This window comes from Marinifilum sp. D714, from assembly GCF_030851345.1.
Classification (GTDB): Bacteria; Bacteroidota; Bacteroidia; order Bacteroidales; family Marinifilaceae; genus Marinifilum.
In genome coordinates this window covers 194576-221495 of record NZ_JALPNU010000001.1, presented here as the reverse complement: position 1 = coordinate 221495, position 26920 = coordinate 194576, and the positions used below count along the sequence as shown (strand labels likewise).

Below are 26920 nucleotides of genomic sequence, written 5' to 3'. Positions count from 1 at the left end.
ATTTATTTTTTTAGTTTTGCAAAACTAACAAGAAAAACATAAAGCGAAAAGTAATGAATAAATTAGCAGTTGTAGCCTTAGGAGGTAATGCGTTGCTTCGAGGCAATCAGAAAGGTACTGTTGAAGAGCAAAATGCAAATACAACAGACACTCTTGAAAATTTGATTTTCCTTATTAAAGAAGGATATGATATTGTATTGGCTCATGGTAATGGTCCACAGGTTGGAAATATCTTAATGAGAAACGATGCAGGGGAGCAATTGTATAATATTCCTCAAATGCCATTGGATATTGATGTTGCAGATTCTCAAGGAGGGATTGGTTACATGATTGAGCGTAACTTGAGAAATATTTTGAAAAAACATGGCATTAAAAAGGATGTTATTACTTTGGTTACTCAGGTTGTTGTGGACAAGGATGATCCAGCGTTTGAAAATCCAACAAAACGTGTAGGTAAGATCTATACCAAAGAAGAAGCTGATGTGTTGGCTGCTGATAAAGGATGGATTTTTAAAGAAGAGGTTAAAGCTGATGGAGGTTGGAGAAGAGTAGTTCCTTCGCCAAGACCAATGCGAGTAATGAACGAAGAAATTGTTTCAAAATTGGCTCGTGAAGGTAATATTGTTATCACTGTTGGTGGTGGTGGTGTTCCTGTATACGAGGATGCTGACGGTCAGATTTGCCCAGTAGAAGGTGTTATCGACAAAGATTTAGCTTCTGCGTTAATTGGTGCAAGAATTAAAGCTGATGAGTTCTACATCCTAACCGATGTTCCATACATTTACAAGAACTTTAAACAGCCAAACGAAGAAATTTTGGAATTCCTGGATTACAAAGATACTATGGAATTGATGAAAGATGGACAGTTTGCAGAAGGTAGTATGGCTCCAAAAATCAGAGCTTGTCTAGAGTTTGTTCAGAATGGTGGTAAGAAATCAGTAATTACCGAAGCTACTAAACTCGAAGACAGAAAGTATGGTAGTAAGATTACTATGGAATACGAGAACTAAAATTAAATAAGAATCTTGTGCCATCGTTTTGTTATGTTGGTACAAGAGTCTATTTTTGACAAATATTTGTTTATCCTATTAAAATTATAACAATGGCTTTCAATCTTAGAAACAGAAGTTTTTTGAAGCTTTTGGATTTTTCTCCAAAAGAAATTCAGTACATGTTAGATCTTGCAAGAGATTTAAAAAGAGCTAAATATGCTGGTAACGAAGTTCAAACTCTTAAGGGTAAGAACATCGCTTTAATTTTCGAGAAGTCTTCTACTCGTACGCGTTGTGCTTTTGAAACAGCTGCTTACGATCAGGGAGCTCACGTAACTTATTTGGGACCTTCAGGATCTCAGATTGGTGTTAAGGAATCTATGGCTGATACTGCACGCGTACTAGGTCGTATGTATGATGGTATTGAGTATCGTGGATTTGGTCAGACTGTTGTTGAGGAATTGGCTAAGCATGCTGGTGTACCTGTGTGGAATGGTTTAACTGATGAATTCCACCCAACTCAAATTTTGGCTGACTTCCTTACTATGATGGAGCACTGCGATAAGCCATTACACCAAGTTTCTTTCGCTTACTTAGGTGATGCAAGAAACAACATGGCTAACTCATTAATGGTGGGTGCTGCTAAAATGGGTATGGATGTAAGAATCGTTGGTCCTAAGAATCTTCAACCAGAAGAAGAATTGGTAGCTCAATGTCTTGAAATCGCTAAAGAAACAGGTGCTAAGGTAACTGTTACTGATAACACTGAAGAAGGTGTTAAAGGTTGTGATTTCCTTTATACAGACGTTTGGGTATCAATGGGTGAGCCAGATGAAGTATGGAAAGAAAGAATTGATATGTTGAAACCTTTCCAGGTGAACAAAGAGACTATGGCTATGACTGGTAACGATAAGTGTAAATTCATGCACTGTCTTCCTGCATACCACAACAGAGAAACCAAGGTGGGTGAAGAAGTTTTCCAGAAGTTTGGTTTAGATGGAATCGAAGTAACTGAAGAAGTATTCGAATCTCCAGCATCTATCGTATTTGATGAAGCTGAAAACCGTCTTCATACTATTAAAGCTGTAATGGTTGCTACTTTAGGAGCATAATTACACTTAAAGCATAAGATAAATGAAAAGGGATAACAACAGTTATCCCTTTTTTTATTCTAGTTATGATTGTATTGCGTCACCTAAAATGTTTGTAATTAAACGTGTATAGTTTTGTTAATTTTTAAGATATGTAAACTTTTTATTCTTGTCGATTGAAATTGTATGAATTCCTTTACTTTTAAGTTCATTCTTAAAATTACAGCCACTACATCCGCCACCACAAGCTGATTCTTTTTGTTTTTTTATCAATTGAAACAGGTGGTAGAATGTATATCCAACTGCATAAATGATAATTAGGTATGTAAGTACAAGTTGTATGCTCATGATTTAAATTATTAAGTTTCCTACTTGGTATACAATGAATGAAACCAACCATGCAAGTCCAGTTGTATAAAATACAACAAATGCAGCCCATTTCCAATTTGCTTCCTTAACTAAAGCGGCAACTACAGCTACACAAGGAAAATAAATTAAAGTAAAAATTAAGAACGATAGGGCAGTTAAGGCACTAAATACCTTTTCACCTGTTCTGTGACTACCTGTGAATTCTTGTTCTCTTAATTTGCTTCTTAAGCTCTCGCTAGTTTCATCGCTACCTTCTCCTTCCTGATATAAAACACCCATTGTGCTTACAACTACTTCTTTTGCTGCAATACCTGTAAGCATACTTACCGACATTTTCCAATCGAAGCCCAAAGGATGCATTGCTGGAGCAATAAAATGTCCAATTCTACCTATGTATGAATTTTCCTGCTTTTCTTCAAGCATATCATTTCTCAGGCTAGCTATTTCAGCATAGCTTTGTTCTTGAATGAATCCTTTCTCTGTGTCATTTGCATTTGCCAGTTTTTCTTTAGTATTGGCTTCGTTTTGCGCTATTAAGCTATTGTAATCTTTTGAGTAATCTACATCTAATGGGAAATACCCCAAAGCCCAAATTATTACAGAGGCAACCAAAATAACACCACCCATTTTCTTTAAATATTGTACTCCCTTGCTCCACATATGTCTAGTGGTTGCTTTTAGAGTTGGTATTCGATATGGAGGTAATTCCATTACAAATGGCGCATCTTTTGATTTAAAAAAGCTGGCTTTAAAAATCTTGGCAAACAAAACAGCTAATACAATGCCAAGCATGTATATGCCAAAAAGCATTACACTGGCGTTGTCAGGGAAAAAAGTTCCAATGATTAGAATGTACACAGGCAGTCTCGCACTACACGACATGAATGGAATAATCATCATGGTAAGTATCCGATCGCTTCTATTTTCAAGTGTTCTGGTAGCCATCATTGCAGGTACATTACATCCAAATCCCATAACCAACGGAATAAATGACTTTCCATGCAGACCTATTTTGTGCATCAATTTGTCCATGATGAAAGCAGCACGTGCCATATAACCCGTATCCTCCATAAATGAAATAAAGAAGAATAGGATAAGAATGTTAGGGAGAAATACAATTACCCCACCAACACCTCCAATGATTCCATCAATTATCAGATCTTTTAGTGGACCTTCTGCCATTAAATTATCAATTAGATTGCTTAAACCTTCTACGCCCATTTCTATCCAACTCATTGGGTATTCTCCCAAATTAAATGTGGCATAGAATGTTAAAAACATAAAACTTAGAAAGATTGGAAATCCAAATAACTTATGAGTGATAAATGTATCAATCAAAGTGGTATTTCTTCTTCTCTTGATCGGACTTTCCTTGTAGGTTTCTTTTAAAGCTCCATCAATAAAACCATACTTGGCATCTGTAATAACTGTTTCACAGACTTCGCCAAATTCCTTTTCAATCTTTGCTATTTGTTCCTTGGCTACCGATTTTATCTCAAAATGAAAATCACTCTCGTGAATAATATGACGAGCACTTTCATCATCTTCCAAAAGCTTTATCGATAGGTATCTAGGCGACATGCTAGAAGATAGTTTTCGATCTTTCTTGATTACGGTTTGTATTTTGGAGATTGCACTTTCTACAATTTTACCGTAATTGATATGAATGTGTCGAACTATTGGATCTCTGTCCTCATAAACTTCAATCGCCTTGTCGAATAATTCTTTTACTCCTTTACCTTTTGAACTAACAGTTGGAACAATTGGAATTCCCAACATTTTTGAAAGTTCCTTATAGTTGAATGTTGCTCCTTTTTTTTCCAGTTCATCATACATGTTTAAAGCTAATATCACCTTAATATCCATGTCGATAAGTTGAGTTGTCAGGTAAAGATTTCTCTCTAAGTTTGAAGCATCCACAACGTTGATAACAACATCAGGACTTTCATTCATGATGTATTTTCTAACGAATAATTCTTCAGGAGTGTAAGCAGTAAGAGAATAAGTTCCTGGTAGATCTGTTACATCAAACTGATAACCATTTTGCTTTACTTTAGCCAGTTTGGAGTCAACGGTAACGCCACTATAGTTCCCCACGTGTTCTTTCGACCCAGAAGCGTAGTTGAATAATGTTGTTTTTCCGGCATTAGGGTTTCCTACGAGAGCTACGTTTATTTTTTTGCCTTTTTCTTTTGCTGAGGTTTTTAGAATTTCATCATTAATTGTTCCTTCGAAGTCGGATAATTTTATTTTATTCGCTTCTTTCTGAGTAATTACTTCAATTAATGCAGCTTCGCTTCTGCGAAGAGAGACCTCATACCCCATAATTTCATACTCTACAGGATCTTTCAAAGGAGCATTTTTAATAACAGTAACTTTTTTCCCTTTAACAAAGCCCATTTCAGTAATTCTCTTTCGAAATGCACCATGTCCTAAAACTTTGATTATTATTCCTTCTTGATTATCTGTTAACTCAGATAGTTTCATTCGTTCTTAAATTTCCTTGTTGTTTGTTGTGTCCTGATTTGCCAGGTAATTTAGTATTCATTATGTGATGTAATTTTCTTACAATGAACACCACAAATATTCCTAAAAGTTGGTCAAACGTATAGGAAATTTTCAATAATTACAATCCCTATTAATAGGGATTTTTTACTACTCATTAAAATAAGTGTGGCGATATATTTGGACTTAATAAAAATATGCCCAATGCAAATGTAGCAGTTTTGTGTTATTTTTTGACACTAGTGTGCAAGAAACAAAAAAAGCTGCTCGTTAAAAGCAGCTTTAAGTTTTATAAAATGATATTTATTCCGATAAATCTTCAAATTCAACGTTTGAATAGGCCTCCGCTTCTAATCCTTCAATTAGTTCTGAGTTTGTATTTTGTTCTTCGGTTACGAACAATTCTTCTACTTCGTTGGGTTCTTTATTCGATGATTTAATAAAATCCAAAGCTTCTAACAATCCTTCAGAAAATTTGTCAAAATCTTCTTTGTATAAAAATACTTTGTGTTTCTCGAAAGAATAATTTCCTTCTTTGTCGTAGCGTTTTTTACTTTCTGTAATTGTAAGATAGTAGTCGTTTTTCCTTGTTGCTTTTACATCAAAGAAGTATGTTCTTTTTCCTGCCCTAACCGCATTCGAAAAAATTTCATCGCGATTCTTTTTTCCATATCCATCTTTATTGTCGTAACCTTCCATTTCAAATAAATTTTAATTTATTCTGTTTATTGTCTTCAAAAATAAAAAAATCTGCGTACTAATTGCTATTACTTAGTAATTTATTATCGTAAAAAAGTAATTTAAATTCAGTATGCAAACCTTTTCAGTTGGCTTTGATTGACTTACAGGAATTTGTTATATGTAAAGTATAGGATAGTATGATCTTTAATTCTTTTTACTGTTTTTTTCAAAATTACTTGTTGGGTTATAAAAAAAGTCTAATTTTGCAGCCACAATAACAAATTTGTAAAAGTTCTTTAAGGATATGATTAGTAGAAGATTACTTCGAGTGAAAGTATTGCAATTGCTGTATGCGTACTATAAAAATCAAGATCGCACAATTGCAAAAGCTGAAAAGGAATTGTTTTTCAGTATTGGTAAGGCTTACGATTTATACCATTATTTGCTTCTGCTGATTGTAGAGCTGGCTTTTGTTTCAGAAAAGAAGATTGAAACAGCTAAAGCTAAAATTATCCCTACTCAAGAGGATCTTAATCCAAACACCAGATTTATAGACAACAAAGTAATTAGGCAATTGGCTGAAAACATCCAGTTGAATAGTTACGCTGAATCTAATACAATTACTTGGACCGATCAGGAAGATTACATTCGATTGTTATTTGATAAGTTGGTGAATTCAGATTTGTATATCGATTATATGAATGCTGAGAACAATTCTTATCAAGATGATAAAAAATTTGTAGAGAAGTTTTTCTTGACTCTGGTTGCTGCTGATGAAGACTTTTATTCTTTAATGGAAGAAAAAAGCATTTATTGGAATGATGAGATTGAGTTTATCATTAGTATGGTAATTAAGACGGTTAAAGGATTAAAAGAGAATGATGATCAGTATACTTCGATTATGTCTTTGTTTAAAGATGACGAAGATGAAGATTACGTGAAAACATTGTTCCGTAAAGCTGTGGTGAATCATACCGAACATGTGGAAATGATTCAGAAAAACACCAAAAATTGGGATTTAGAGCGAATTGCTTTTATGGATATTCTTATAATGGAATTGGCTCTTACCGAGTTAAAGGAATTCCCGAATGTGCCAGTAAAGGTAAGTTTTAATGAGTATCTTGAAATTGCAAAATTTTACAGCACTTCGAATTCAAGCAACTTTATTAATGGTATACTTGATAAGTTGGTTAAAGAGTTAAAAGAAAATGGAAAAGTTAAGAAAGTAGGTAGAGGACTTGTTGGAGAAGTATAGTCTTCACTTTTAACAGATAATTAAAATGCGCTAATCAATGGATTAAGCGCATTTTTGTTTTATATGTACTGATGTGAATGGATTCATTGAAATTTTTGTACTTTCGAAATCCGAAATTTAAAGTATGGATGCATTAAAATTTAGAAATAAAAAGTGGGTGATTTTAGCACAACTGTTGATGTTTGTGTTTGTTTTAGGTTGCACCGGGAGTTCATCTAAAGAAAATAAACCTGTTGGTTCAGACTCGTTAGAATCTGTGAAATCAGGTAAGTATCCTAAGTTTGAGTTTAGTAAAGAAATACATAAATTTGGGAAGATTTCAGAAGGAGAAATTGGGGTTTGCGATTTCTATTTTAAAAATGTCGGTGAAAGCAACCTAATTATTAAAAGTATAGAAAGTGATTGTGGTTGTGCAAACTTTAAATGGACAAAGAAACCCATAAAGGTTGGAGAAGAATCGAAAATAACCATTGAGTTCAATTCTAAAGGACGATATGGTAAACAATACAAAGTAGTTACAATTTATAGTAATACTTTACAGAAAAAGAAAAAGCTGATTCTCACAGCAAGTGTGGAATAGTTATATAAATGATTTGTAATTTTATAATAAATCGGTCGAAGGACCATTAAATTTGGATTGAAATGAATATGCTAAACATCTTATTGATGACTCAGCCTGCAGAAGGTCAGGGAGGTTTAACTTCTTTTATTCCTTTGATTTTAATTGTCGTAGTTTTCTATTTCTTCATGATTCGTCCTCAGATGAAAAAGCAGAAGGAATTAAGAAAGTTCCGTGATGAATTGAAGAAAGGTGATAAAGTTGTAACTACTGGAGGTATTTACGGAAAAGTACTGGAAATTCAGGAGCGTGCAATTATTATGGAAGTAGAAGGACAAAACCGTTTGAAAATTGATAAAGCTGCGGTTGTTAAAGACATGAGTGACGTTGCTCAAAAATAATTTATCAGGCTGTGCCTTAGTAGGCACAGCTTTTCTAAACACCAAGTACCTTGAATAATATCGATCTTCAGAAACTAAAAGGATATTTTAACAAAGAAAAAATAACATCGAATAAAAAACTATTGGTTTATTTATTCTTTGTTGGTCTATCCACAATTTTCTGGTTTTTGAATGCGCTGAGTAAAGAGTATACAACAAGTATCAATTACCCTGTATATTACATGAACTTTCCGGAAGATAAGGTGCTTACTAATGATCTTCCCCCAAAGCTAAACTTGCGCGTAAATGCATATGGTTTCGATTTGCTTCGTTATAAATTGAGTACAGCTTTTTTATCAAATCCATTTGATGTAAATAAGTATACCAATAATAGAATAACAGGAGGTTCACTTAATAGCTACAATTTACTGACCTCAAACATTGCAGAGAGAATTGAGAAAGAGCTTTCTACAGGTATTCGTTTGGAAGACATTAGTCCAGACACCATTCGTTTTCAATTTTCTCCTATTATGGAGAAGAAGGTACCAGTAGTATTGGATTTGAAATTGAATTTTGAGCAGCAGTTCATGAAAGGAGGAGTAATTACTCCAGAATTCGACAGTGTTTTGGTAAAGGGACCTCAATCTTTACTTGATTCGATCCATATTGCAAAATCGCAATTATTAGAGTTATCAGGTTTGAAGAAAAACATGAAGAAGGATGTTGGTTTTGAGAAAATTGAAGGTGTTAGTTTCTCACCTAAAAAGCTAACAGTTAGCATACCAGTTGAGCGATTTACCGAAGCAAGTAAAAATGTTGCTATAAAGGTTGATAACTTACCTGATTCTGTTTTATTGCGTTTATTTCCAGGAGATGTGAAACTTTCGTATTTCGTTGGGATGAGTAAATATGAAAATATTACAGATGATCATTTCGATGTAAGAGTTGATTATTTAGAAGCTATACAAGGTGATGGAAACAAATTAAAGGTGGAGTTAAAGAGCAGTCCGGATTTTGTTTCAAATGTTCGTTTTTATCCTCAAACCGTTACTTTCCTAATTGAGAAACGTAAGTCGGTTCAATAATCATTTGTCATGCTGAAAATAGGATTAACAGGAGGAATTGGTACTGGAAAATCTATTGTAGCCGAAGTGTTTAAATTATTAGGAATTCCAGTGTATGTTTCCGATAAGGAAGCAAAACGCTTAATGTTAGAAAGTGATGAAATCAGAGCCAAGTTAATTGAAAGATTTGGGCCCGATGTATATACTGAGGATCTCTATCTTAATAGAAAATACCTTTCTGATATTATTTTTAACAACCCTAAGGCTTTGCAGGATATTAACGCTATCGTTCATCCTGTTGTTAGGAATGATTTTCAAAGCTGGAGCGAGAATCAGCAATCGCCATATGTAATACAAGAATCTGCAATATTATTTGATACAGGCTTGTACAAGAATTTTGATAAGATTATTTGTGTTACGGCAGATGAAGAACTTAGAATTAAGCGTGTAATGGACCGTGATGGAGTTGATATTAATGCTGTGAAGGAGCGCATGAAGAATCAGATTTCCGAAAGTGAGAAAATCGAAAAATCAAATTTTGTGATTTATAACAATTCGGATTTAATACTGCCTCAAATTATGGAAATTCATAAGGAACTTTTGGGTGTTAAACTTTGTTAAGGTTTTGCGATAAATCGGAGAAAGAACCTTAATTATACTATATTTAAAGCTTTCTAGTTTTTTCTGCCAGATATTAATAATACATTAAAAATTGATTACCACATATGGGTAAATATGGAAAATGGATAGCCGGAGGTTTAGGCTGGGCTTTTCTTGGACCAATTGGAGGTATTTTGGGATATCTTGTTGGTTCTGCTTTTGATACAATTGAAATAGAAGGAGGGAAGGTAGCAGGTCAAACTCGCCAGGGAGATTTTGTTATGAGTTTACTGGTGCTGGTAGCAGCGGTAATGAAAGCTGACGGCAAGGTACTTCGTTCGGAACTGGATTACGTAAAAGCCAATTTGGTGAAAAGCTTCGGAACTGCGCGTGCTACAGAAGCAGTTGGAATGCTTAAAGATATTTTAAAGCAAAATATTCATGTTGAACAGGTTTGCAGACAGGTTCAGGCTAATCTTGATTATTCTTCGAGATTGCAGTTGATGCATTTTTTGTTTGGGATCGCACAGGCTGATGGATCTATCTCAAGTTCGGAACAAGCAATTATCGATAAGATATCATACTATTTGGGAATTCAAGGAAGTGATTATTCTTCTATCAAGTCCATGTTTGTGCAGGATACTGATTCGAGTTATAAGATTCTTGGATTAACCAAGGATGCTACTGATGAAGAGGTGAAAAAAGCCTACAAAAAAATGGCTGTAAAATATCATCCCGATAAGGTAAGTTATCTTGGTGAAGATGTTCAAGAGGCTGCAAAAGAGAAGTTTCAGAAGGTAAATGAAGCTTTCGAGAAAATTAAGAAAGAGAGAGGATTTGCATAAAACAAAAGCTTTTAAACTATTTTTTGCCAAATAGTTTTGTATAATACTATGGAATTATAAATTTGTGCTTCCAAAATTAAAATTTGAAAATATGTTGAAAGGAATATTAGCTATATCAGGACATTCGGGTCTTTTTAAAATGGTATCGAATGCAAAAAATGCTTTGATTGTAGAATCGTTGGTTGATAAAAAACGCATGCCAGCTTATGCAACTTCAAAAATTAGTGCATTGGAAGATATCGCAATTTTTACAGATGAAGGAGATGTGCCATTGGCTGACGTTTTCAAAAACATTAAAGAGAAAGAAAACGGAGGAAAGGCAATCAGCCATAAAGCTTCAGGAAATGAATTGAAAGGATACATGGGTGAAGTATTGCCTAACTACGATGAAGATAGAGTTTATGTATCGGATATGAAGAAAATATTCCAGTGGTATAATTTACTGCAAGAAAACAACCTTCTTGAAGATCTTGACAAAGATGAAGAGGTTGAAAGTACTGAAGAGTAAATTTCAATTCTAAATATTTTGCAAACCGCCTTAGTTTTAAGGTGGTTTTTTTGTGCCTGAAAATTGCGTCGAATCGATATTTTCAAGAACTTGTTTCTGGGTTATTGTTTTGATTTTCAATTTTAAATGCAAGTGTTATGGAATCAGTAAAGGTAGAGAAGCAAAATGTAGTGCTAAGAAAATGGCAAAAAGGTGATGAAAAAAGCTTGGTGAAATATGCAGATAATGCTTCTGTAGCTAAATTTTTAAAGGATAGCTTCCCAAAACCATATACTTACTCGGATGCCGTTACTTGGGTGCGTTTTGCGAACAGAACAATTGATTCTTATAACTTGGCAATAACTCTTAATGAAGAAGTAATAGGGGCAATTGGTGTAGAAAGACAAAAGGATGTTTATAAAAAATCAGCCGAATTGGGTTATTGGTTAGGTGAAGAGTTTTGGAACAGGGGTATAATGACCAATGTGGTGAAAGAGATGGTTGAATTGGCATTTCAAAACTTTCCAATTGTTCGATTATATGCATATGTATTTTCCGGGAATAAAGCTTCGTCGATAGTTTTGGAGAAGGCTGGTTTTGAATTGGAATCAATCCAAAAATCAGCAATCTATAAGAATGGACAGTTTATGGACCAAATGGTTTATGTCATTGTAAGAATATGATCTTGTAGAGACGTAGCATCGCTACGTCTTTGAACTGTTACGTCTTTGTCATATGTTTCACGTTAGAAAAAAAAGAGGCGAACGCCTCTTTTTTTTATTCTCCATCGAAAATTATATTGTATGAATCCCAGAACTTTTTGTCGTAAGGCATATTCTCATAATATGCTCTTTTCTCTATTATTTCCGGATTTTCAGTATTAATCTTTGTGATTAGCATTTCCGTATTGATATCAAGTGATTTTGGAATGCCAGTTTCTTTTTCTTTCAATTCGTGGTGGCGCTTGTAATTTACATAGCTTAGGTAGTATCTGCCAGAGTGTTGCTTGTAAGTCACGCTAAAATCATATTCGATTTTTAAAGGTTGCCATTTTTGCCTGTTCTCATTCACGTAAAAACTTCTTCCTTGAGACGAGTAATTTGTAGCAACAACATGAGTTTCATTCTTAATTATTGCATAATCTTTGGTTTTAATGTACAATTTGCCAGAATAACTTTTTGCATAGTAATCGCCTGTATTACTTAGCATCGGGCGTTTGCTTTTATAACTAATTACCCAAATTGAATCATTCTCATACTCTGTAATCTGATCTAATTTTAAATCGTAAAAGCTAATGTGATTTCCGTTTAAAACATTACCGCGACTTCTTACGATATCCATTTCAAGCAATTCATCTAAAAAGGTTGAACCATCAGCCAAAGAAGCTGGTTCGAAGTTTTTGCGCACCTGTAGGAATTTGTATCCACGTTCTTTGAAAACTTGGTATGCATCTGCACGCTGATATCCTTTGTCGTCATAAATTCTAACGGCAGCTTCTCGAAGTCTGTTCAATTTTTCGTTCTCAAACTTTTCCGATCGATAATAAACATCGTAGTTGAAAGGGGTTTGAAGGTAGTTTTCAGGAATTCTTTCAAGTGCAGTTTTAATTCTTTTTTGCAGAACCAGCGATTCAGCCATTACCTCAACTTCACCAATATTGTAGTTTTTGGGTGTCAATATGATCTCAAGCGTATCTATCTGAGTGCATTCAGAAACCTTTGCCGTAAAAGTTGAAAAGCCAACCGCAGAAGCTTGAATCATTTGTTCGCTATATTTCCCAGGAATTTTAAACTCAAAAATTCCATCCAAATTCGAAGCAGCTCCAATATACGATCCAATAACACCAACATTGGCAAATGCTATTGGCTCGTTATTTTGTTTGTTGGTTAGTTTACCAACAATTCTAATGATATCTGAATTGTCTTGTTTGTTTTCGTTTTCCTGCGAAAAACCTGTTAGCGAGAATGCACATAGCATTACAAGCAATAATTTAAATTTTTGCATGATATGTAGGATTGTTTCTATTCTGTTTTTCAAATTCTTTACCAAGTTATATTTGGTAATCACGATCTACAAAGATATGTTAATATAAGAGCTAGAAAAGCGATTCTTATGAGAATACTTTTAAAAAATGTTAATTTTGATCAGAAATATTTATTTTTTGTTGAATAAAAAATATCTTCGCTTGTATTTCAGTTATAGATATAGATAATCAACTACGAATTAAAATATAAGTCCTATGAGAAGTAAATTGCTTGTTCTGTCTTTGGCATCCTTAATGCTAACATCATGTGTTGTTTCAAAGAAAAAATACGAAGAACTTGAATATGCAAAGCGTAGAAGTGATGCAAAAGTATCTGCCTTAGATAAGGAGAACTCAAAAAAGAAAAAGCAAATCACTCAGTTAAACTCAAAGTTGGACAAAACTTTGGCAGAGTATAACGAGATGAAAAACAGTATGGCCGAAAGCAATGCCAAAAAGAATACCGAAATTGACGAGTTGAGTACCGAACTGATGGGATTGGCATCGGATACAACAGCTTTAAAATCAAGATTGCAAGAAACGCTATCCAAATATAACGATCTGATTAATCAGAATAGCAATAACGAAGGAGCAATAGCTGATTTGAAAAAACAAATTCAAACTTTAAAATCAGATTCGACCAAGTTGGCACAAGACTTAAAAGCAGCTGGAGTTGAGGCAGAATGGGACAAAAAGAAGTTGGAGACTGAAAAGAAAAAATCAAATGAAGCTGTAGCTCGTAAAGAGAATGAAATTTCGGCCTTGATGAAACAGATTAAAGATAAAGATGGTAAACTAGGATGGCTTAGAAAAGAGAAAAAGAGATTGGAAGAAGAACTTGAATTCATGACCAATCAAAGAAATCTATTCAAAAAACAATACGAGAAGGCTACAGGAAAGAAATAGACTGTAAATTTCCCCAAAAATAAACCATGAATCACTGGATATGATCTTATGATTCATGGTTTTGTTGTTTTAGGGATAAAGGAAGAAAAACCTTGTGCTAAAAAGTATATCTAGATATCTTGATTTAATAGATCTTAATTTTTAGTTTTGCACCTATGGAAGTTTTATTGATATCGCTTGTAGTGATTGCCGCAATTGCGTTCCTTTCTACCTGGATTGGACAAAAGCTAAGAGCGCGTAAGGGGGAGGTTGAAGAAGAACCAGTGGCTGAGCCAATGGAAGAGTGTTGTGGTGCGCATGAAATTTGCGAAACTGATATTCTGAATAAAATGTCAGAGGAAATCATCTATTATGAAGATGAGGAATTGGATGTTTACAAAAACTTCGAGGAGAATGATTACAATGACGATCAGATCGATGAATTTCGAGAAGTCTTATACAGCTTGAAAGAAAAGGAAATTGCTGGCTGGATGAGAAGTTTGGAGCTTCGTAAAATCGAATTGCCATCAGCCATAAAGTCCGAGGTGGTTTTCATGTTGGTAAAATAAAGAAATTAACAAAACTAGATATTTTCCGTTTCGCATTGCGAGGCGGTTTTTTTGTATAGATGGATCTCTCGATAAAATGTAATCTGATTTATAAAAACAGGCCTTGAAATGATATATCCTTTCAAGAATTATCATCATCATTATACATCATATTAATTAAAGAAAAAATAGAGAAAATAATAGATAAATGATTTGAATCTTTCTCTTTAAAAATCAGAAAATTAACCATTGAAATTTAATTTGTATCATTCTATTCAAAATAAGCTTTACTTCGTATTTTAATTGCTACCTTTGCGGCTCATAAAAATTATAGAATGAATTCATTTGAAAATCTTGGTCTATCAAAGGCCATACTAGAAGCTATTTCCGAATTAGGCTTCGAAACCCCAACTCCTATCCAAGAACAAGCTATCCCGGTTCTTCTCGACGGAAGATCTGATTTTGTGGGATTGGCTCAGACCGGAACAGGAAAAACGGCGGCTTTCGGTTTACCTTTGCTTGAGCTTATCGAGCCACAGGTGAAAATACCGCAAGCTTTGATTCTATCTCCTACAAGAGAATTGGGAATCCAAATTGCAGATGATCTTAAGACATTCTCAAAGAATATCTTAAACCTGAACGTTGTGAATGTGTACGGGGGTGCAAGTATCGAAGAGCAAATTCGAAAACTGAAAAGAGGAGCACACGTGATTGTGGCTACCCCAGGGCGTCTTCTTGATTTAATTAGAAGGAAGGCTGTTAATTTATCTGCTGTTGAATATTTAATTCTTGATGAGGCAGATGAAATGTTGAACATGGGATTTAAAGAAGACATTGATGCCATCTTGTCTACTACATCCGAAGAAAAAGTGACTTGGTTGTTCTCAGCAACTATGCCACCAGAAGTTCGACGAATCTCTAAAAATTACATGACAGATCCTACCGAGGTAACCGTAGGAAAAGCAAATACAACCAACAAGAATATTTCTCATCAATATTACATGTTGAACAATCGCGACCGTTACAATGTATTGAAACGTGTTGTGGATTTTTACCCGGACATTTACGGTATTATTTTCTGTAGAACCCGAAAGGAAACTCAGGAAGTTGCCGAATTGTTAATGAAAGATGGTTACAATGCCGATGCTTTGCATGGGGATTTAACCCAGGTTCAGCGCGACAGGGTAATGCGTAACTTTAAAAATCGCTCTTTGCAGTTATTGGTTGCTACTGATGTTGCGGCTCGTGGTATCGATGTGGATGATCTTTCTCACGTAATTCATTACAACTTGCCTGATGAGTTGGAATTCTATACTCACCGAAGCGGTCGTACAGCTCGTGCAGGAAAGAAAGGAATTTCTATTGCTTTGGTTACTCCAAGAGAGGAGCGTAAAGTAAAGGATCTTTCGAGAAGATTAAAAACCGATTTTGAGCAGGTAAAAATTCCTGTAGGTAAAGAGGTTTGCGAAAGACAGTTGATGAACTTTATGCAGCGCGTTAACCAAGTTGAGGTTGAAGAGGAAGAAATTGCAACATTTATCGATGGAATTAACGAAGAGCTGGTAGAATTAAGTCGCGAAGATTTAATCAAGCGTTTTGTTTCATTGGAATTCAACCGTTTTTGGGAGTATTACAAGAATGCCGATGATTTGAATCTGAAATCAACTACTCAACGCCGAAACAAAAAAGAAGGCAACAAGGGCGAAGACCGTATGTTTATCAATATTGGTAAGAAAGACGGAATTGATGTACCTCGTTTGTTGAATTTAATTCACAAACAATGTGGTGTTCGTGGTAAAAACGTTGGTAGAGTCGATTTGAAAGGTGTTTTCTCATTCTTTGATGTTGAAAAAGGATTTACCGATGATATTATTAAAGGTTTTGCTGGTGCTGTAATTGGTGGCAGAAAAATCAGAATTGAAGTGTCAGGCGATAGACCTACTTCAGATAGAGCTCCTCGAAAAGGACGTTCTAGAAGTGGTGATCGTGATAGAGGAGATCGCAGAGATCGAGGATATGGCAGGAGAGATTCTTCCAAAGATCGCAGAGGAAAAAGCGATGGAAAAAGATATTCGGACAGAAGGAGAAAAGAGGCGTAAGCCTCTTTTTTTTTGCTCATGGTTTTTTCATCTTCAAATGTATAAGCCAGCATTTATTTGATAGGATATTACTTTATTAATTGTGAATGTATTAGGAGGTTAACTTCTTTGTTGCTTTATATTGTTTAAGAAAAACTAAATATTATTAGCATTGATTTTCTAACAATTCACAATTAATTAAAGACGTATAGGTTTTAATTTACGCTGATTTTTATTTAAATTTAATCTATGAATTCCATTTGGAATTTTTTTTATGTTTGAACTTTACAGTTTGACGAACTAATAAGAGATTATTTATATTAAACCTATTAATTATGGATTTGAATAAGATGTTTGAGAAATCGGACCAGTTGTGGACAATGGCTTTGGAATATGCACCTAAACTTTTGTTGGCTATTATTACCCTTATAATTGGTCTATGGATTATTAAGGCAATTTCCAAAGGGATTGGAAAAATAATGGATAAGAATGAATTGGATCCTACTTTAAAACCATTTATTGTTAGTATTCTATCTATTATGCTGAAGATTATGCTTTTCATTGCTGTTGTAGGAATGATTGGTGTACAAATGACTTCTTTTATAGCAATATTGGGTGCCGCGGGTTTAGCTATTGGTATGGCCTTGTCTGGAACTTTGCAGAACTTTGCTGGTGGAGTAATAATTCTAATTTTCAAACCATTTAAGGTTGGTGATTTGTTAGAAGCTCAAGGCTATCTTGGAGTAGTTAAAGAAATTCAGCTTTTCAACACAATTTTACTTTCGCTAGATAATAAAACCATTATTATTCCTAATGGCGGCTTGTCTACTGGATCAATGATTAATTATTCAACTCAACCTACTCGTAGGGTAGATATGACTTTTGGAATTGGTTATTCTGATGATATTGACAAAGCAAAAGGAGTTCTTGAAGGATTATTAGCCAATCATCCAAAGGTTCTAAAGGACCCTGCTCATTTTATAGCAGTATCAGAATTGGCTGATAGTTCGGTGAACTTTGCGGTTCGTGCTTGGGTTAATGCTGCTGATTACTGGGAAGTATTCTTTTACATGCAAGAAACAGTGAAAAAGGAATTTGATAAGAACGATATTGGAATTCCATTCCCACAAAGAGATATTCATGTTTATAATCATTAATAATTTAGGGTTAAAATCAGGAGGAGGCAAGAGCCTCCTTTTTTTATCGAAAATTTAAAAGAGGTATAATAAATCATAAACTAATTGCTAGTTTTGATATATCAATTTAAATAAGAAGCATGAAACGTTCATGAGTAAATTATTATCCCGGTTACTATCGAGACACATGCGAGGATGATTATATAGGAATGAAAAGTTTCATTGTACAATTGAAAATAATAATATTAACAGATGAAAAGATTATCCAGAAAGAAGATCCTATTATTGTCAATTCTCACAGTACTTGTGTTATCATTCTTTCTCCTCTCAACAATAGTGAAAAACTACCTTGTTAACCATTCGGAAGAACTCATAGGCAGAAAACTTGAAATTGCAGAATTGCACTTTAATTACGCCAAAGTTTCGGTTCGAGTAAATGGCTTTTGCTTGTATGAAAGTAATGATACCGATCAGTTTGTGTCATTCAATGAGTTGTATGTTAATGTTTCTCCTTGGAAGTTGATTTCCGGCGAGTATTCAGTATCACAAATTTATTTGGATGGATTAAATGTATCTGTTATTCAGGATAGTCTTGGATTTAACTTTGATGATTTATTGGTGAGCGAAGAAGAAACAACCGACACGGTTCAGGTGAATCAAGAGAGTAAAAGCACTAAATTTTCTATTTATGATATTGAAATAAAAAATGGCTACATCGGATACTTTGATAAGCAAAAAGATAATTTGCTTGATTTAAAGAATATTAATCTGAACTTGCCATTGATTGCATGGGACAATCAAAAATCTGAAATGGGAGTAGATTTTTCCATTGGGGGAGAAGGTAATGTTGGTATCAATGCAAATGTAGATCACGCCAATGAAAGATATATGATTGATTTAAAGGTTAGTGATATTAACATTAAACCTTTTATGGCTTATGCCAAGGATTATATGAAGATTTCGAGTATGGAAGGGAAAATAAATACATCTCTAAAAATCGACGGAAGTATGACAGATTTTATGGATGTATTTGTTAAAGGAAATACCAGTTTGCAGAATTTCTCATTAAATGATTTGGAAGGAAATCGCTTTCTTGCTGTAAAATCTACAAGCGTAAACCTAGATTCCTTAAATATTGGTACATCTCATTACGAAATCGGGAAGGTTGTAATAAATGAGCCTGAGATATACGCTACTTTGTTTAAAGAGAACACTAATATTGAAAGGGTGTTTGAACCCATAATGGCTGTTGATACTAGTGAATTGCCAGAAGTTAAGCTGGATACATTAAAACAGGATCAATCGTTATTTTACGCTGTTGATAGTGTAATTGTTAAAGGTGGTTTGTTACAATTTTCCGATAAAACTTTAAATCGTGATTTTGTTTATGATATTAAAGATATTGCACTGAATATAGGCGAAATAACAGAAACAGCAGATAATGTACCTTTAAATTACTCAATGCAATTAAATGCAGGAGGAGAATTGAAGGGAAACTTAAATTTCAATTTGCAGGAAGTTTACGATTTTAATTTGAAAACGAAAGTTACCGGATTGGAATTGATGAGTTTCTCACCTTACACCGAGTTTTATATTGCAAGACCGATAACTCAAGGTACTTTAAACTACGATTGTATGATTAATATTAAGCCTAATCATTTAGACAATCAAAACAATATTAAAATTTCAGAATTTGACTTTGGTAATAAAACAAAGGATCCAAATGCCATAAAGGCACCGGTTAGACTGGCTTTGTATCTGCTAAAAGATCAAAATGATATCATCCAATTCGATTTGCCAGTATCGGGTAATCCAAATGAACCAGATTTTAAGCTTGGCAAAATTATCTGGAAAACTTTAATGAATTTCTTGGTAAAGACTGCAGCTAAGCCATTTGGTATTCTTGGAAGCATCACTGGTACAAACCCTGAAAATATTGAAACAATTCAATTGGATTACTCAAGGGTTTCACTTGATGATAAAGAAAAATCAACTTTAAAGGATATTTCAGAAATCTTACAGAAGAAAAATGAATTGGTCTTCTCATTTACTCAAGAAACGGATATCAACCAAGAGAGGAATTATTTGATTCTTCAAGATTGTGTGAATGATTATTTCAAATATAATTCTGAAGAAGCTCCGAATTTGAAAAGTAAGAAATTAGAAAATTGGGCAAATCAATCTCCAGAATTTAGAAATTACCTTGTTAAGGATAGTACAGGAATTTCAAAAACCTTGGTAGAGCTTTGTTTTGAACAGGTTGGAAATGTAAAAGCCAATCAAATGCTTGATTCCTTGATTGATACGAGAAGTAAAGAAATAACAAGTTACTTATTGGATAGTTTGCATGTTCCTCAGGATAATTTTATTGTGAAAACAGCAGATTTAAGAAATCTTTCTGATCAACAAAAAAAGCCAAAATTTAGAGTAGAGGTATCTATTAAGTAGTTAGTATATAATCTGGAATTTCATAGTGCATTTTAAGACTATACTCTTGCAAGATATCTTGTAAAACTATGTATTTTTTTATATGTTTGTTACACCATGAATCACGAAATCAACGAATACTTTATAACAAAATGGAAGTCTCAATTTAAAAAGGGACTGTTGGAATACATTATTCTCCTATTGTTAAGATCGAAACCATGTTATGGTTACGAATTAATTAGTGAAATGAATCAGTTTACTTCCCTGGAAATTGCAGAGGGTACAATTTACCCACTTTTAAACCGACTCAAAAAAGAGAAGTTGGTTACTTCGGAATGGGCGGAAATGGATACTGGTATTCCAAGAAAATACTACAAACTTACCAATGAAGGTGCTTCACATTTGGAAGTAATGAGAGAGTATGTTGATTCTTTAAATCTATCTATTACAAGGATAAAGGAGAACGCGTAAAACTGTTAAATGCAATTAATTACCAGAGGAATGAGAGATTATATTTTATCCTTAGATCAGGGGACGTCAATTTCAAAAGCAATTTTATTTAATAAAAAAGGCGAAATAGTTGCGCAAGTTCAGAAGGAATATGAGCAATATTATCCTAAGCCAGGATGGATTGAGCAAGATGCCAAGGAAATTTGGTATTCGCAAGCATCAGTTGCTGAGGAGGTGTTGTCAAAAACTGGACTTACAGGAAAAGATATTGCGGGTATTGGGATTACCAATCAAAGAGAAACCACAATTATTTGGGATAGAGAAACGGGAGAACCAATTAACAATGCAATAGTTTGGCAGGATAGAAGAACGTCACACCTTTGTGATAAATTAAAGGAGCAAGGATATTCACAAAAGATCAAAGAAAAGACAGGACTGATTTTAGATGCCTTCTTTTCTGCAACTAAAATACAGTGGTTACTAAATAATATTGAAGGAGCCAGAGAAAAAGCAGAGCAGGGTAAGCTTGCATTTGGAACTGTAGATAGCTGGTTAATTTGGAAGTTGACCAAAGGAGAGCTTCACATTACAGATGTTTCGAATGCTAGTCGCACAATGCTTTACAATATCCATGATTTGTGTTGGGATAAGGAGTTGTTGGAATTACTTGATATTCCGGAATCAATTCTTCCAAAAGTTTGTTCATCTAGTGAAATTTATGGACATACCCGCAGATCGATGTTTGGTGAGGAGATTCCAATTTCCGGGATTTGTGGTGATCAGCAGGCCGCACTTTTTGGACAAGCGTGTTTCGAGAAAGGGATGGTGAAAAACACCTACAATACAGGATGTTTCATGTTGATGAATACAGGTGATGAGCCTGTAGAGTCAAAAAATGATTTGATTACGACAATAGCTTGGGGAATTGGAGATAAGCCTACCTATGCATTGGAAGGAAGTGTTTTTATTGGAGGAGCTGTTGTGCAATGGTTACGCGATAGCTTAAACCTAATACACTCCATTGAGGAAATTGAATTACTTGCACTAACGGAAAAAGATAATGGAGGAGTTTATATTGTTCCTTCTTTTACCGGACTAGGTGCACCTTACTGGGATCAATATGCAAGAGGCACCTTTTGGGGGTTAAATATGGGGACTAGTATTGGACATATTGCTCGTGCTTCATTAGAATGTATTGCTCATAGATCATCTGATGTTTTGAAAACCATGGAAGCCGATTCAGGTATAAAAGTGGAGCAATTAAGGGGTGGAGGATTAATGGCAAATGATACCTTGCTTCAATATCAAGCCGATTTTTTAGGTATACCAATTGTACGACCAGAAATTAAAGAAATTACTGCTGTTGGAGCTGCTTATTTGGCTGGTTTAGGTGTAGGATTTTGGAATAGTGTTGAGGAGATCCAAGATCATTGGAAACTGGAAAAAGAATATGAAGTGAAAATGGATGAAGAAATAGTGAAGCATCATAAAAAATATTGGGAGAAGGCAGTTAGCAGATCTCAAAACTGGATAGATGCGGATGAATAAAAATGAATAATTAAAAATAAAAAGGGTTATTTCAAATTTGAAATAACCCTTTTTATTTTTTTTAGGTATGTGTATGGATTTGTTATTTAAGCTATTATGACGATATGGTATTTTGGAATAGTTATAAATAGTATCTTTTTTAACTATGCACATTGCATTGCTAAGTATTTTATTTAGTTTTGTCGCATTCACTTAACGTTAAATTAACATACGAGTAACATAAAGTTAATACATAGAGTTAATACAAAGAGTTAGTGAACATTTTTTTTACTCCATATACATAGTTAAGCAATGTGCTTTGTATTAGGATTTATTTTTCAATGCTACTATGAAAGATGTCAGATTTGATGAAAAACTAGAGAATTGTTTATATACATTTTTTTTCAGAGATAATTGATTCGAATAAAAGGATATCAATAAAACAAGATGATGTTGTTAATAAAAGTATTTGGGATTTCTGGGAGTGCGAGTTGTAAATAACATTCTTACAAAAGTTAAAAATATTCAAAATTACAATAACCATAAATTTATTTTAAAATGATTGGATTTTTAAAGCCGGCTGCTCATAAAGAGATGCTGCCTGAGAACAAAATTGACCCAGTTTACAAACGATTGCGTCTGCAAGTGTTTTTAGGGATATTCTTAGGTTATGCAGGTTATTACCTAGTTAGAAAGGTATTCTCATTAGCAATGCCAGATTTAGTGAATTTAGGATATTCTAAAACAGAGTTAGGATTCGCATTATCAGGAGTATCTATTGCATATGGATTGAGTAAGTTCATAATGGGAAATGTTTCGGACAGAAGTAATGCTCGTCGGTTCTTAACTCTTGGGTTGGTATTGTCAGCAATTACAATGATTGCTATGGGGATACTACCAGTTGCAACATCATCAATAGCCATAATGTTTGTTCTGTTATTGTTGAACGGATGGTTTCAGGGAATGGGATGGCCTCCTTGCGGTCGCGTAATGGTGCATTGGTTTTCTATTCGAGAGCGAGGAACAAAAATGTCTGTTTGGAATGTAGCCCATAATGTTGGTGGAGGTATTATCGGTCCTTTGGCAATTTTAGGTGTAGCAATTTTTGTTGACTGGCAGGCCAAATTGTATTTTCCCGGTCTGGTAGCATTGCTTGTGGCATTTATAGCTTGGTTATTAATAAGAGATACACCTCAATCATGTGGTTTACCAAATATCGAGAAATATAAAGACGATTATCCTGATTCATATTCAGAAAAGTTTGAAGAAGAAATGTCTGCAAAGCAAATTTTTCTAGAATATATTCTTAAGAACAGACTTTTGTGGATGATTGCAATAGCCAATGCTTTCGTTTACCTGGTACGCTACGGTGTTTTAGATTGGGCTCCATTATACCTTGAAGAGGCTAAAGGCTTCTCTATTGAAGAAACTGGTTGGGCATATTTTGCTTATGAATGGGCGGGTATACCTGGAACTCTTTTGTGTGGATATTTAAGTGATAGTGTATTTAAGGGAAAACGTGCTCCTGTAAGTATTATTTATATGGTACTTGTAACTATCTCAGTATTCATGTACTGGACTAGCGACTCTATTGTTGCAAATTCAATTGCATTAGTATGTATTGGTTTCTTAATCTATGGCCCAGTAATGCTTATTGGTGTTCATGCTCTTGATTTGGTTCCTAAAAAAGCTGCTGGTACAGCTGCTGGTTTAACTGGCTTGTTTGGATATATGGGAGGTGCTCTTTTTGCCAATATTGCAATGGGTGCGGTTGTTGACAAATGGAGTTGGACAGGTGGTTTTATTGTTCTATTGGGAGCATGTGTTTTATCAATTCTATTTATCGCGATTTCCTGGTTGCAAGAATTAAGAGGACACAACGGAATACATCATTAAAAATTGGAAGTAAAGATTTAATCATAAATAGAAATTAACCTTCAAAATTTAAATAATATGGAAAAATTTAATCTTAAGAACCTATTGTTAGGTGCGATGGCCTTATGTAGTGTAGGTTTAGTAGGGTGTGAAGATGATACACCAGATTATAATGAATTTAATTATTATCAAACGTATCCATTAAAGGAGTTAAGTGCTGAAGCTAAAGTAGTAAGAGATTACGTTAAGAAAGATATTGTAATTGCACATAGAGGTTCAACTTTTTGGGCTCCTGAAGAGACAGAAGCAGCTTTCCGTTGGGCTAGAAATATGGGGGCTGACTATCTTGAAATTGACTTACAAAGAACAAAAGATGGTGTATTGTTGGCTCTTCATGACAATAACTTAAGAAGAACATCCAATATTGAGAGTGTTTTCCCTGGTAAAGAAGATTATCCAGTAAGCTACTTTACTTTGGCTGAGTTGAGAAAACTTGATGCAGGTGCTTGGTTTAATGTTGATGTGCCTGAAAATGCAAGAGAATCATTTGTAGGTGAGAAAATCTCAACCCTTGAAGAAGTAATAAAAATTGCAGAAGGATACAGAATCAAAAGAGATGTGAATGGAGAGCCTGTAAAAGATATGACCAGACTTACAGAAGCTGGAGAGTGGGCAGGATATTACGAATTTGAAGTTGATCCACAAGATAATGGTAACCGTCCAGGAGTATATGCTGAGACTAAAGAGCCTTACTTATTTTCAGGTATGGAAGCTGATTTGGCAAAATTCTTAACTGCAGAAGGATGGAATGTAACTGCTTCTCCAAAAACAATTCCTACAACACCAGGAAAAGTTGACGTAGCGAACACAAATGGACGATTCATTTTACAGTCTTTTTCAAGACAATCAATTGTTAATCTTGAAAGAGAATTACCAGGAGTACCAAAATGTATGTTATTATGGGAAGATGAAAGTGCTTCATATGTGAGACCATCTAATACAATTGAGTCTTTGGCTGAATTTATCAACTTTTCGGTAGAATACAATTGTCATATTGCTGGTCCTTCAATCGAAGGTAAGCCTAATGGATACCCAGATCTTACTGAACCTTGGATGTGTGAAATGTATCACAGAGCAGGTATGCTTATTCATGCATACTCATTCGATACTGAAGATCAGTTAAGAAAATATAATGGAGATTACTTCTACGGTGGTGTTTCACGTTTCGAAGATCCAAATAGAACTGTACAAGGAAACTTTAATTACGATGTAAATTCAAATATGTTTATCGATGGTGGATTTACTAACCTAACAGACCTTTCTATGAATTACCAGAAACGTGAAGTAATTGGTACTGCTCAAGAGGTACTAGACGCTTTAGGATACTAATCAATTTCTATTTACAAATTATTAAGCAAAAGTAATATGTTTAAAAAATTATATATAGCTGCCTTATTAACGGGAGTGTTAGCTTCAGGAGCAAATGCTCAGGAAAATAAAATCTCTGTAGAAAATCCGAATGGAGGAATTAAATTGACTTCTGCGGATAAAGAATACCAAGTAAGTATTAATGGTAGAATTTACATGGATGGTGTTCACTATTTTGATGATGTTACTGATTTAAGTTCTGATGTGTCAATTAATGATATTCGATTTGGAACAAGTGTAAGATGGGGAAAATGGAGTGCTAAGGTTAATGTTGGTTTTGGTAATGATGAGGTGAAAATTAAAGATGCATTTTTAAGATATCACCACAAGAAGAACAGTACTTTTACTGTGGGTAATTTCTTTGAACCATTTGGAATTGAAGCTGCCGAATCAAGTAAAAATCTAAGATTTATTGGTGCTTCTAATACAACTCAAGCAATGGGTATTGGTCGTGGAGTTGGTTTGGGATATACTTATTATACTCAAAAATTCTATGGAGCAACTGGTATTTTTGCAGGTACAGTTGACAATAACAGTAAAGGTGATCAAGGGTTTTCAACAACTTCTAAAGTTGCCTATACTCCAATTCAAAACGATGATTTCGTATTCCAGGTAGGTGGGTCTTTTACCTACAGAAAACCTGAAGCTAATGGCTTTAGCGAAAGCTTCAACGATGATGATTACAACCGTGTAGTTGAATTTGCAGCTGGTCCTGAGCACAAGTTTTTAAATGCTACAATGAATGGAGCACAGTCAGATATGAGATTTAATTTCCAGACTTTAGCATTGAATGGTCCTTTTATGTTGCAGGCTGAATATACTCAAGCAAAAGTAACTCGTGATGATGATTATGTGTCAAGATTAATGAAAGATGGTCCTTTATACTACGTTACTTATGCATGGCCAGTAAAACCTCAGGATTATCCTGATTGGTATGGTGAGCTTCGTGATATCGAAACTAAGGCTTACTATGTGCAAGCTGGATTCTTATTGGGAGATAACTACAAGTATAATTCTTCAACTGCATACATTAAAAGACCTAAAGCAGGAGCTTTCGAATTCCTTGTACGTTACGATCACACAGATTTGAATGATGTTGATGGTACTTATTTTAACGGAGCTTATGGTCCTGCAGATTTAAATGCTGCTTTAGGTGGAGCTGGTAACATGAGTATTCAGGGTGGAAAAGCTGATACTTATAGTCTAGCTGTAAACTACTACTTAAGTTCTAATGTAATGTTCCGCTTGAATTATGACTATATGGATGTTGATAATCAGAAACACCCATTAGATAAAAACATTGGAGTTCTTAAAGGAAGAATTCAGGTTAATTTTTAAAAAATTGCTTTTATATATGAGAAGCTTGCTTAAAGCTAAGCAAGTTTTTCGTTATCAAATTTAAATTTAAAGGCAATATCAGACCTGTCTGAATTGATTTTATTAAAGGGAAAGAGACCATTTCTAAGTGAAATAGGTCTCTTTTTTTATTTTTTCATACTTGTAGTTTAAAAAAATAAAACGCTCCTTTATCAGTAAATATGGTGTTTGTGAGATGGTTTTGTATTTTAGACTAAATTAAAACAGACTATTTCTTTGCAAAGCACCTTGTATAACTAAGTATTTTATTTAGCTTTGTAAGTGTCAAGTTCGAATAGGAAGATCCTTTTTTAAACTTGTTTATATAGAATAGGAAGAATACTTCCGTTTTTTTTGAC

General features: G+C 34.3%; 24 protein-coding genes. 20 read left to right on the top strand and 4 right to left on the bottom strand.

Annotated elements, in window-relative coordinates; genetic code table 11:
• The first annotated feature begins 53 nt into the window (after positions 1 to 53).
• Together arcC and M0051_RS00850 are read left to right on the top strand one after the other, a co-directional pair.
• Positions 54 to 1010: a carbamate kinase gene (gene arcC / locus M0051_RS00855; RefSeq protein ID WP_306739656.1), complete on the top strand. Its 957-nt coding sequence runs from the start codon at positions 54 to 56 to the stop codon at positions 1008 to 1010.
• 92 nt (positions 1011 to 1102) lie between these two features.
• Positions 1103 to 2104, top strand: a complete 1002-nt coding sequence (locus tag M0051_RS00850; RefSeq protein ID WP_268190749.1) for an ornithine carbamoyltransferase — start codon at positions 1103 to 1105, stop codon at positions 2102 to 2104.
• Positions 2105 to 2221: 117 nt separating this feature from the next.
• Here the strand turns inward: M0051_RS00850 and M0051_RS00845 are convergent, their stop codons facing one another.
• From M0051_RS00845 to M0051_RS00835, 3 genes are all read right to left on the bottom strand, one after another.
• Positions 2222 to 2431: a FeoB-associated Cys-rich membrane protein gene (locus M0051_RS00845; RefSeq protein ID WP_306739655.1), complete on the bottom strand. Its 210-nt coding sequence runs from the start codon at positions 2429 to 2431 to the stop codon at positions 2222 to 2224.
• 3 nt (positions 2432 to 2434) lie between these two features.
• Positions 2435 to 4939, bottom strand: a complete 2505-nt coding sequence (feoB, locus tag M0051_RS00840) for a ferrous iron transport protein B (protein WP_306739654.1) — start codon at positions 4937 to 4939, stop codon at positions 2435 to 2437.
• 321 nt (positions 4940 to 5260) lie between these two features.
• Complete coding sequence (locus M0051_RS00835) at positions 5261 to 5656, bottom strand: DUF3276 family protein (protein ID WP_306739653.1); 396 nt, start codon at positions 5654 to 5656, stop codon at positions 5261 to 5263.
• A 286-nt stretch (positions 5657 to 5942) separates the two neighbouring features.
• Between M0051_RS00835 and nusB the strand changes: the two genes are divergently transcribed.
• The 8 genes from nusB (at position 5943) to M0051_RS00795 (ending at position 11511) form a co-directional block, all read left to right on the top strand.
• Positions 5943 to 6893, top strand: a complete 951-nt coding sequence (nusB, locus tag M0051_RS00830) for a transcription antitermination factor NusB (protein ID WP_306739652.1) — start codon at positions 5943 to 5945, stop codon at positions 6891 to 6893.
• Between the two features lie 124 nt (positions 6894 to 7017).
• Positions 7018 to 7473 carry a DUF1573 domain-containing protein gene (locus M0051_RS00825; RefSeq protein ID WP_306739651.1) on the top strand — a complete coding sequence of 152 codons (456 nt, stop codon included), beginning with the start codon at positions 7018 to 7020 and terminating at the stop codon, positions 7471 to 7473.
• Between the two features lie 62 nt (positions 7474 to 7535).
• Entirely contained in the window at positions 7536 to 7853 is a 318-nt protein-coding gene (gene yajC, locus M0051_RS00820) for a preprotein translocase subunit YajC (protein ID WP_120240167.1), read from the top strand.
• A 50-nt stretch (positions 7854 to 7903) separates the two neighbouring features.
• Positions 7904 to 8917 carry a YbbR-like domain-containing protein gene (locus M0051_RS00815; RefSeq protein WP_306739650.1) on the top strand — a complete coding sequence of 338 codons (1014 nt, stop codon included), beginning with the start codon at positions 7904 to 7906 and terminating at the stop codon, positions 8915 to 8917.
• Positions 8918 to 8926: 9 nt separating this feature from the next.
• Entirely contained in the window at positions 8927 to 9517 is a 591-nt protein-coding gene (coaE, locus tag M0051_RS00810) for a dephospho-CoA kinase (protein WP_306739649.1), read from the top strand.
• 104 nt (positions 9518 to 9621) lie between these two features.
• Positions 9622 to 10341 carry a TerB family tellurite resistance protein gene (locus M0051_RS00805; protein WP_306739647.1) on the top strand — a complete coding sequence of 240 codons (720 nt, stop codon included), beginning with the start codon at positions 9622 to 9624 and terminating at the stop codon, positions 10339 to 10341.
• Positions 10342 to 10432: 91 nt separating this feature from the next.
• A complete protein-coding gene (locus M0051_RS00800; RefSeq protein ID WP_306739646.1) occupies positions 10433 to 10849 on the top strand; it encodes a DUF5606 domain-containing protein in 417 nt (138 codons plus the stop codon).
• Positions 10850 to 10986: 137 nt separating this feature from the next.
• Positions 10987 to 11511 carry a GNAT family N-acetyltransferase gene (locus M0051_RS00795; RefSeq protein WP_306739645.1) on the top strand — a complete coding sequence of 175 codons (525 nt, stop codon included), beginning with the start codon at positions 10987 to 10989 and terminating at the stop codon, positions 11509 to 11511.
• Positions 11512 to 11605: 94 nt separating this feature from the next.
• Here M0051_RS00795 and M0051_RS00790 read toward each other — a convergent pair whose 3' ends face one another.
• The gene (locus M0051_RS00790; RefSeq protein WP_306739644.1) at positions 11606 to 12832 is read right to left on the bottom strand and encodes a carboxypeptidase-like regulatory domain-containing protein; all 1227 of its coding nucleotides are present in this window, start codon (positions 12830 to 12832) and stop codon (positions 11606 to 11608) included.
• A gap of 235 nt (positions 12833 to 13067) precedes the next feature.
• Between M0051_RS00790 and M0051_RS00785 the strand changes: the two genes are divergently transcribed.
• The 10 genes from M0051_RS00785 to M0051_RS00740 all read left to right on the top strand — a co-directional run bounded on the left by M0051_RS00785 (position 13068) and on the right by M0051_RS00740 (position 26543).
• Complete coding sequence (locus M0051_RS00785; RefSeq protein ID WP_306739643.1) at positions 13068 to 13757, top strand: hypothetical protein; 690 nt, start codon at positions 13068 to 13070, stop codon at positions 13755 to 13757.
• Positions 13758 to 13912: 155 nt separating this feature from the next.
• Positions 13913 to 14305 carry a hypothetical protein gene (locus M0051_RS00780; RefSeq protein ID WP_306739642.1) on the top strand — a complete coding sequence of 131 codons (393 nt, stop codon included), beginning with the start codon at positions 13913 to 13915 and terminating at the stop codon, positions 14303 to 14305.
• A gap of 314 nt (positions 14306 to 14619) precedes the next feature.
• Positions 14620 to 16383 carry a DEAD/DEAH box helicase gene (locus M0051_RS00775; RefSeq protein ID WP_306739641.1) on the top strand — a complete coding sequence of 588 codons (1764 nt, stop codon included), beginning with the start codon at positions 14620 to 14622 and terminating at the stop codon, positions 16381 to 16383.
• 314 nt (positions 16384 to 16697) lie between these two features.
• Positions 16698 to 17519 (top strand): mechanosensitive ion channel family protein, encoded by an 822-nt coding sequence (locus M0051_RS00770; RefSeq protein WP_306739640.1) that lies wholly within the window; start codon positions 16698 to 16700, stop codon positions 17517 to 17519.
• A gap of 231 nt (positions 17520 to 17750) precedes the next feature.
• A complete protein-coding gene (locus M0051_RS00765; protein WP_306739639.1) occupies positions 17751 to 19946 on the top strand; it encodes a DUF748 domain-containing protein in 2196 nt (731 codons plus the stop codon).
• A gap of 96 nt (positions 19947 to 20042) precedes the next feature.
• Positions 20043 to 20396 (top strand): PadR family transcriptional regulator, encoded by a 354-nt coding sequence (locus M0051_RS00760; protein ID WP_218186081.1) that lies wholly within the window; start codon positions 20043 to 20045, stop codon positions 20394 to 20396.
• A 30-nt stretch (positions 20397 to 20426) separates the two neighbouring features.
• Positions 20427 to 21923: a glycerol kinase GlpK gene (glpK, locus tag M0051_RS00755; RefSeq protein ID WP_306739638.1), complete on the top strand. Its 1497-nt coding sequence runs from the start codon at positions 20427 to 20429 to the stop codon at positions 21921 to 21923.
• Positions 21924 to 22460: 537 nt separating this feature from the next.
• Positions 22461 to 23798 carry a glycerol-3-phosphate transporter gene (glpT, locus tag M0051_RS00750; RefSeq protein WP_306739637.1) on the top strand — a complete coding sequence of 446 codons (1338 nt, stop codon included), beginning with the start codon at positions 22461 to 22463 and terminating at the stop codon, positions 23796 to 23798.
• Positions 23799 to 23855: 57 nt separating this feature from the next.
• Positions 23856 to 25166, top strand: a complete 1311-nt coding sequence (locus tag M0051_RS00745; RefSeq protein ID WP_306739635.1) for a glycerophosphodiester phosphodiesterase family protein — start codon at positions 23856 to 23858, stop codon at positions 25164 to 25166.
• A gap of 36 nt (positions 25167 to 25202) precedes the next feature.
• Complete coding sequence (locus tag M0051_RS00740) at positions 25203 to 26543, top strand: OprO/OprP family phosphate-selective porin (protein WP_306739634.1); 1341 nt, start codon at positions 25203 to 25205, stop codon at positions 26541 to 26543.
• Positions 26544 to 26920 lie beyond the last annotated feature (377 nt).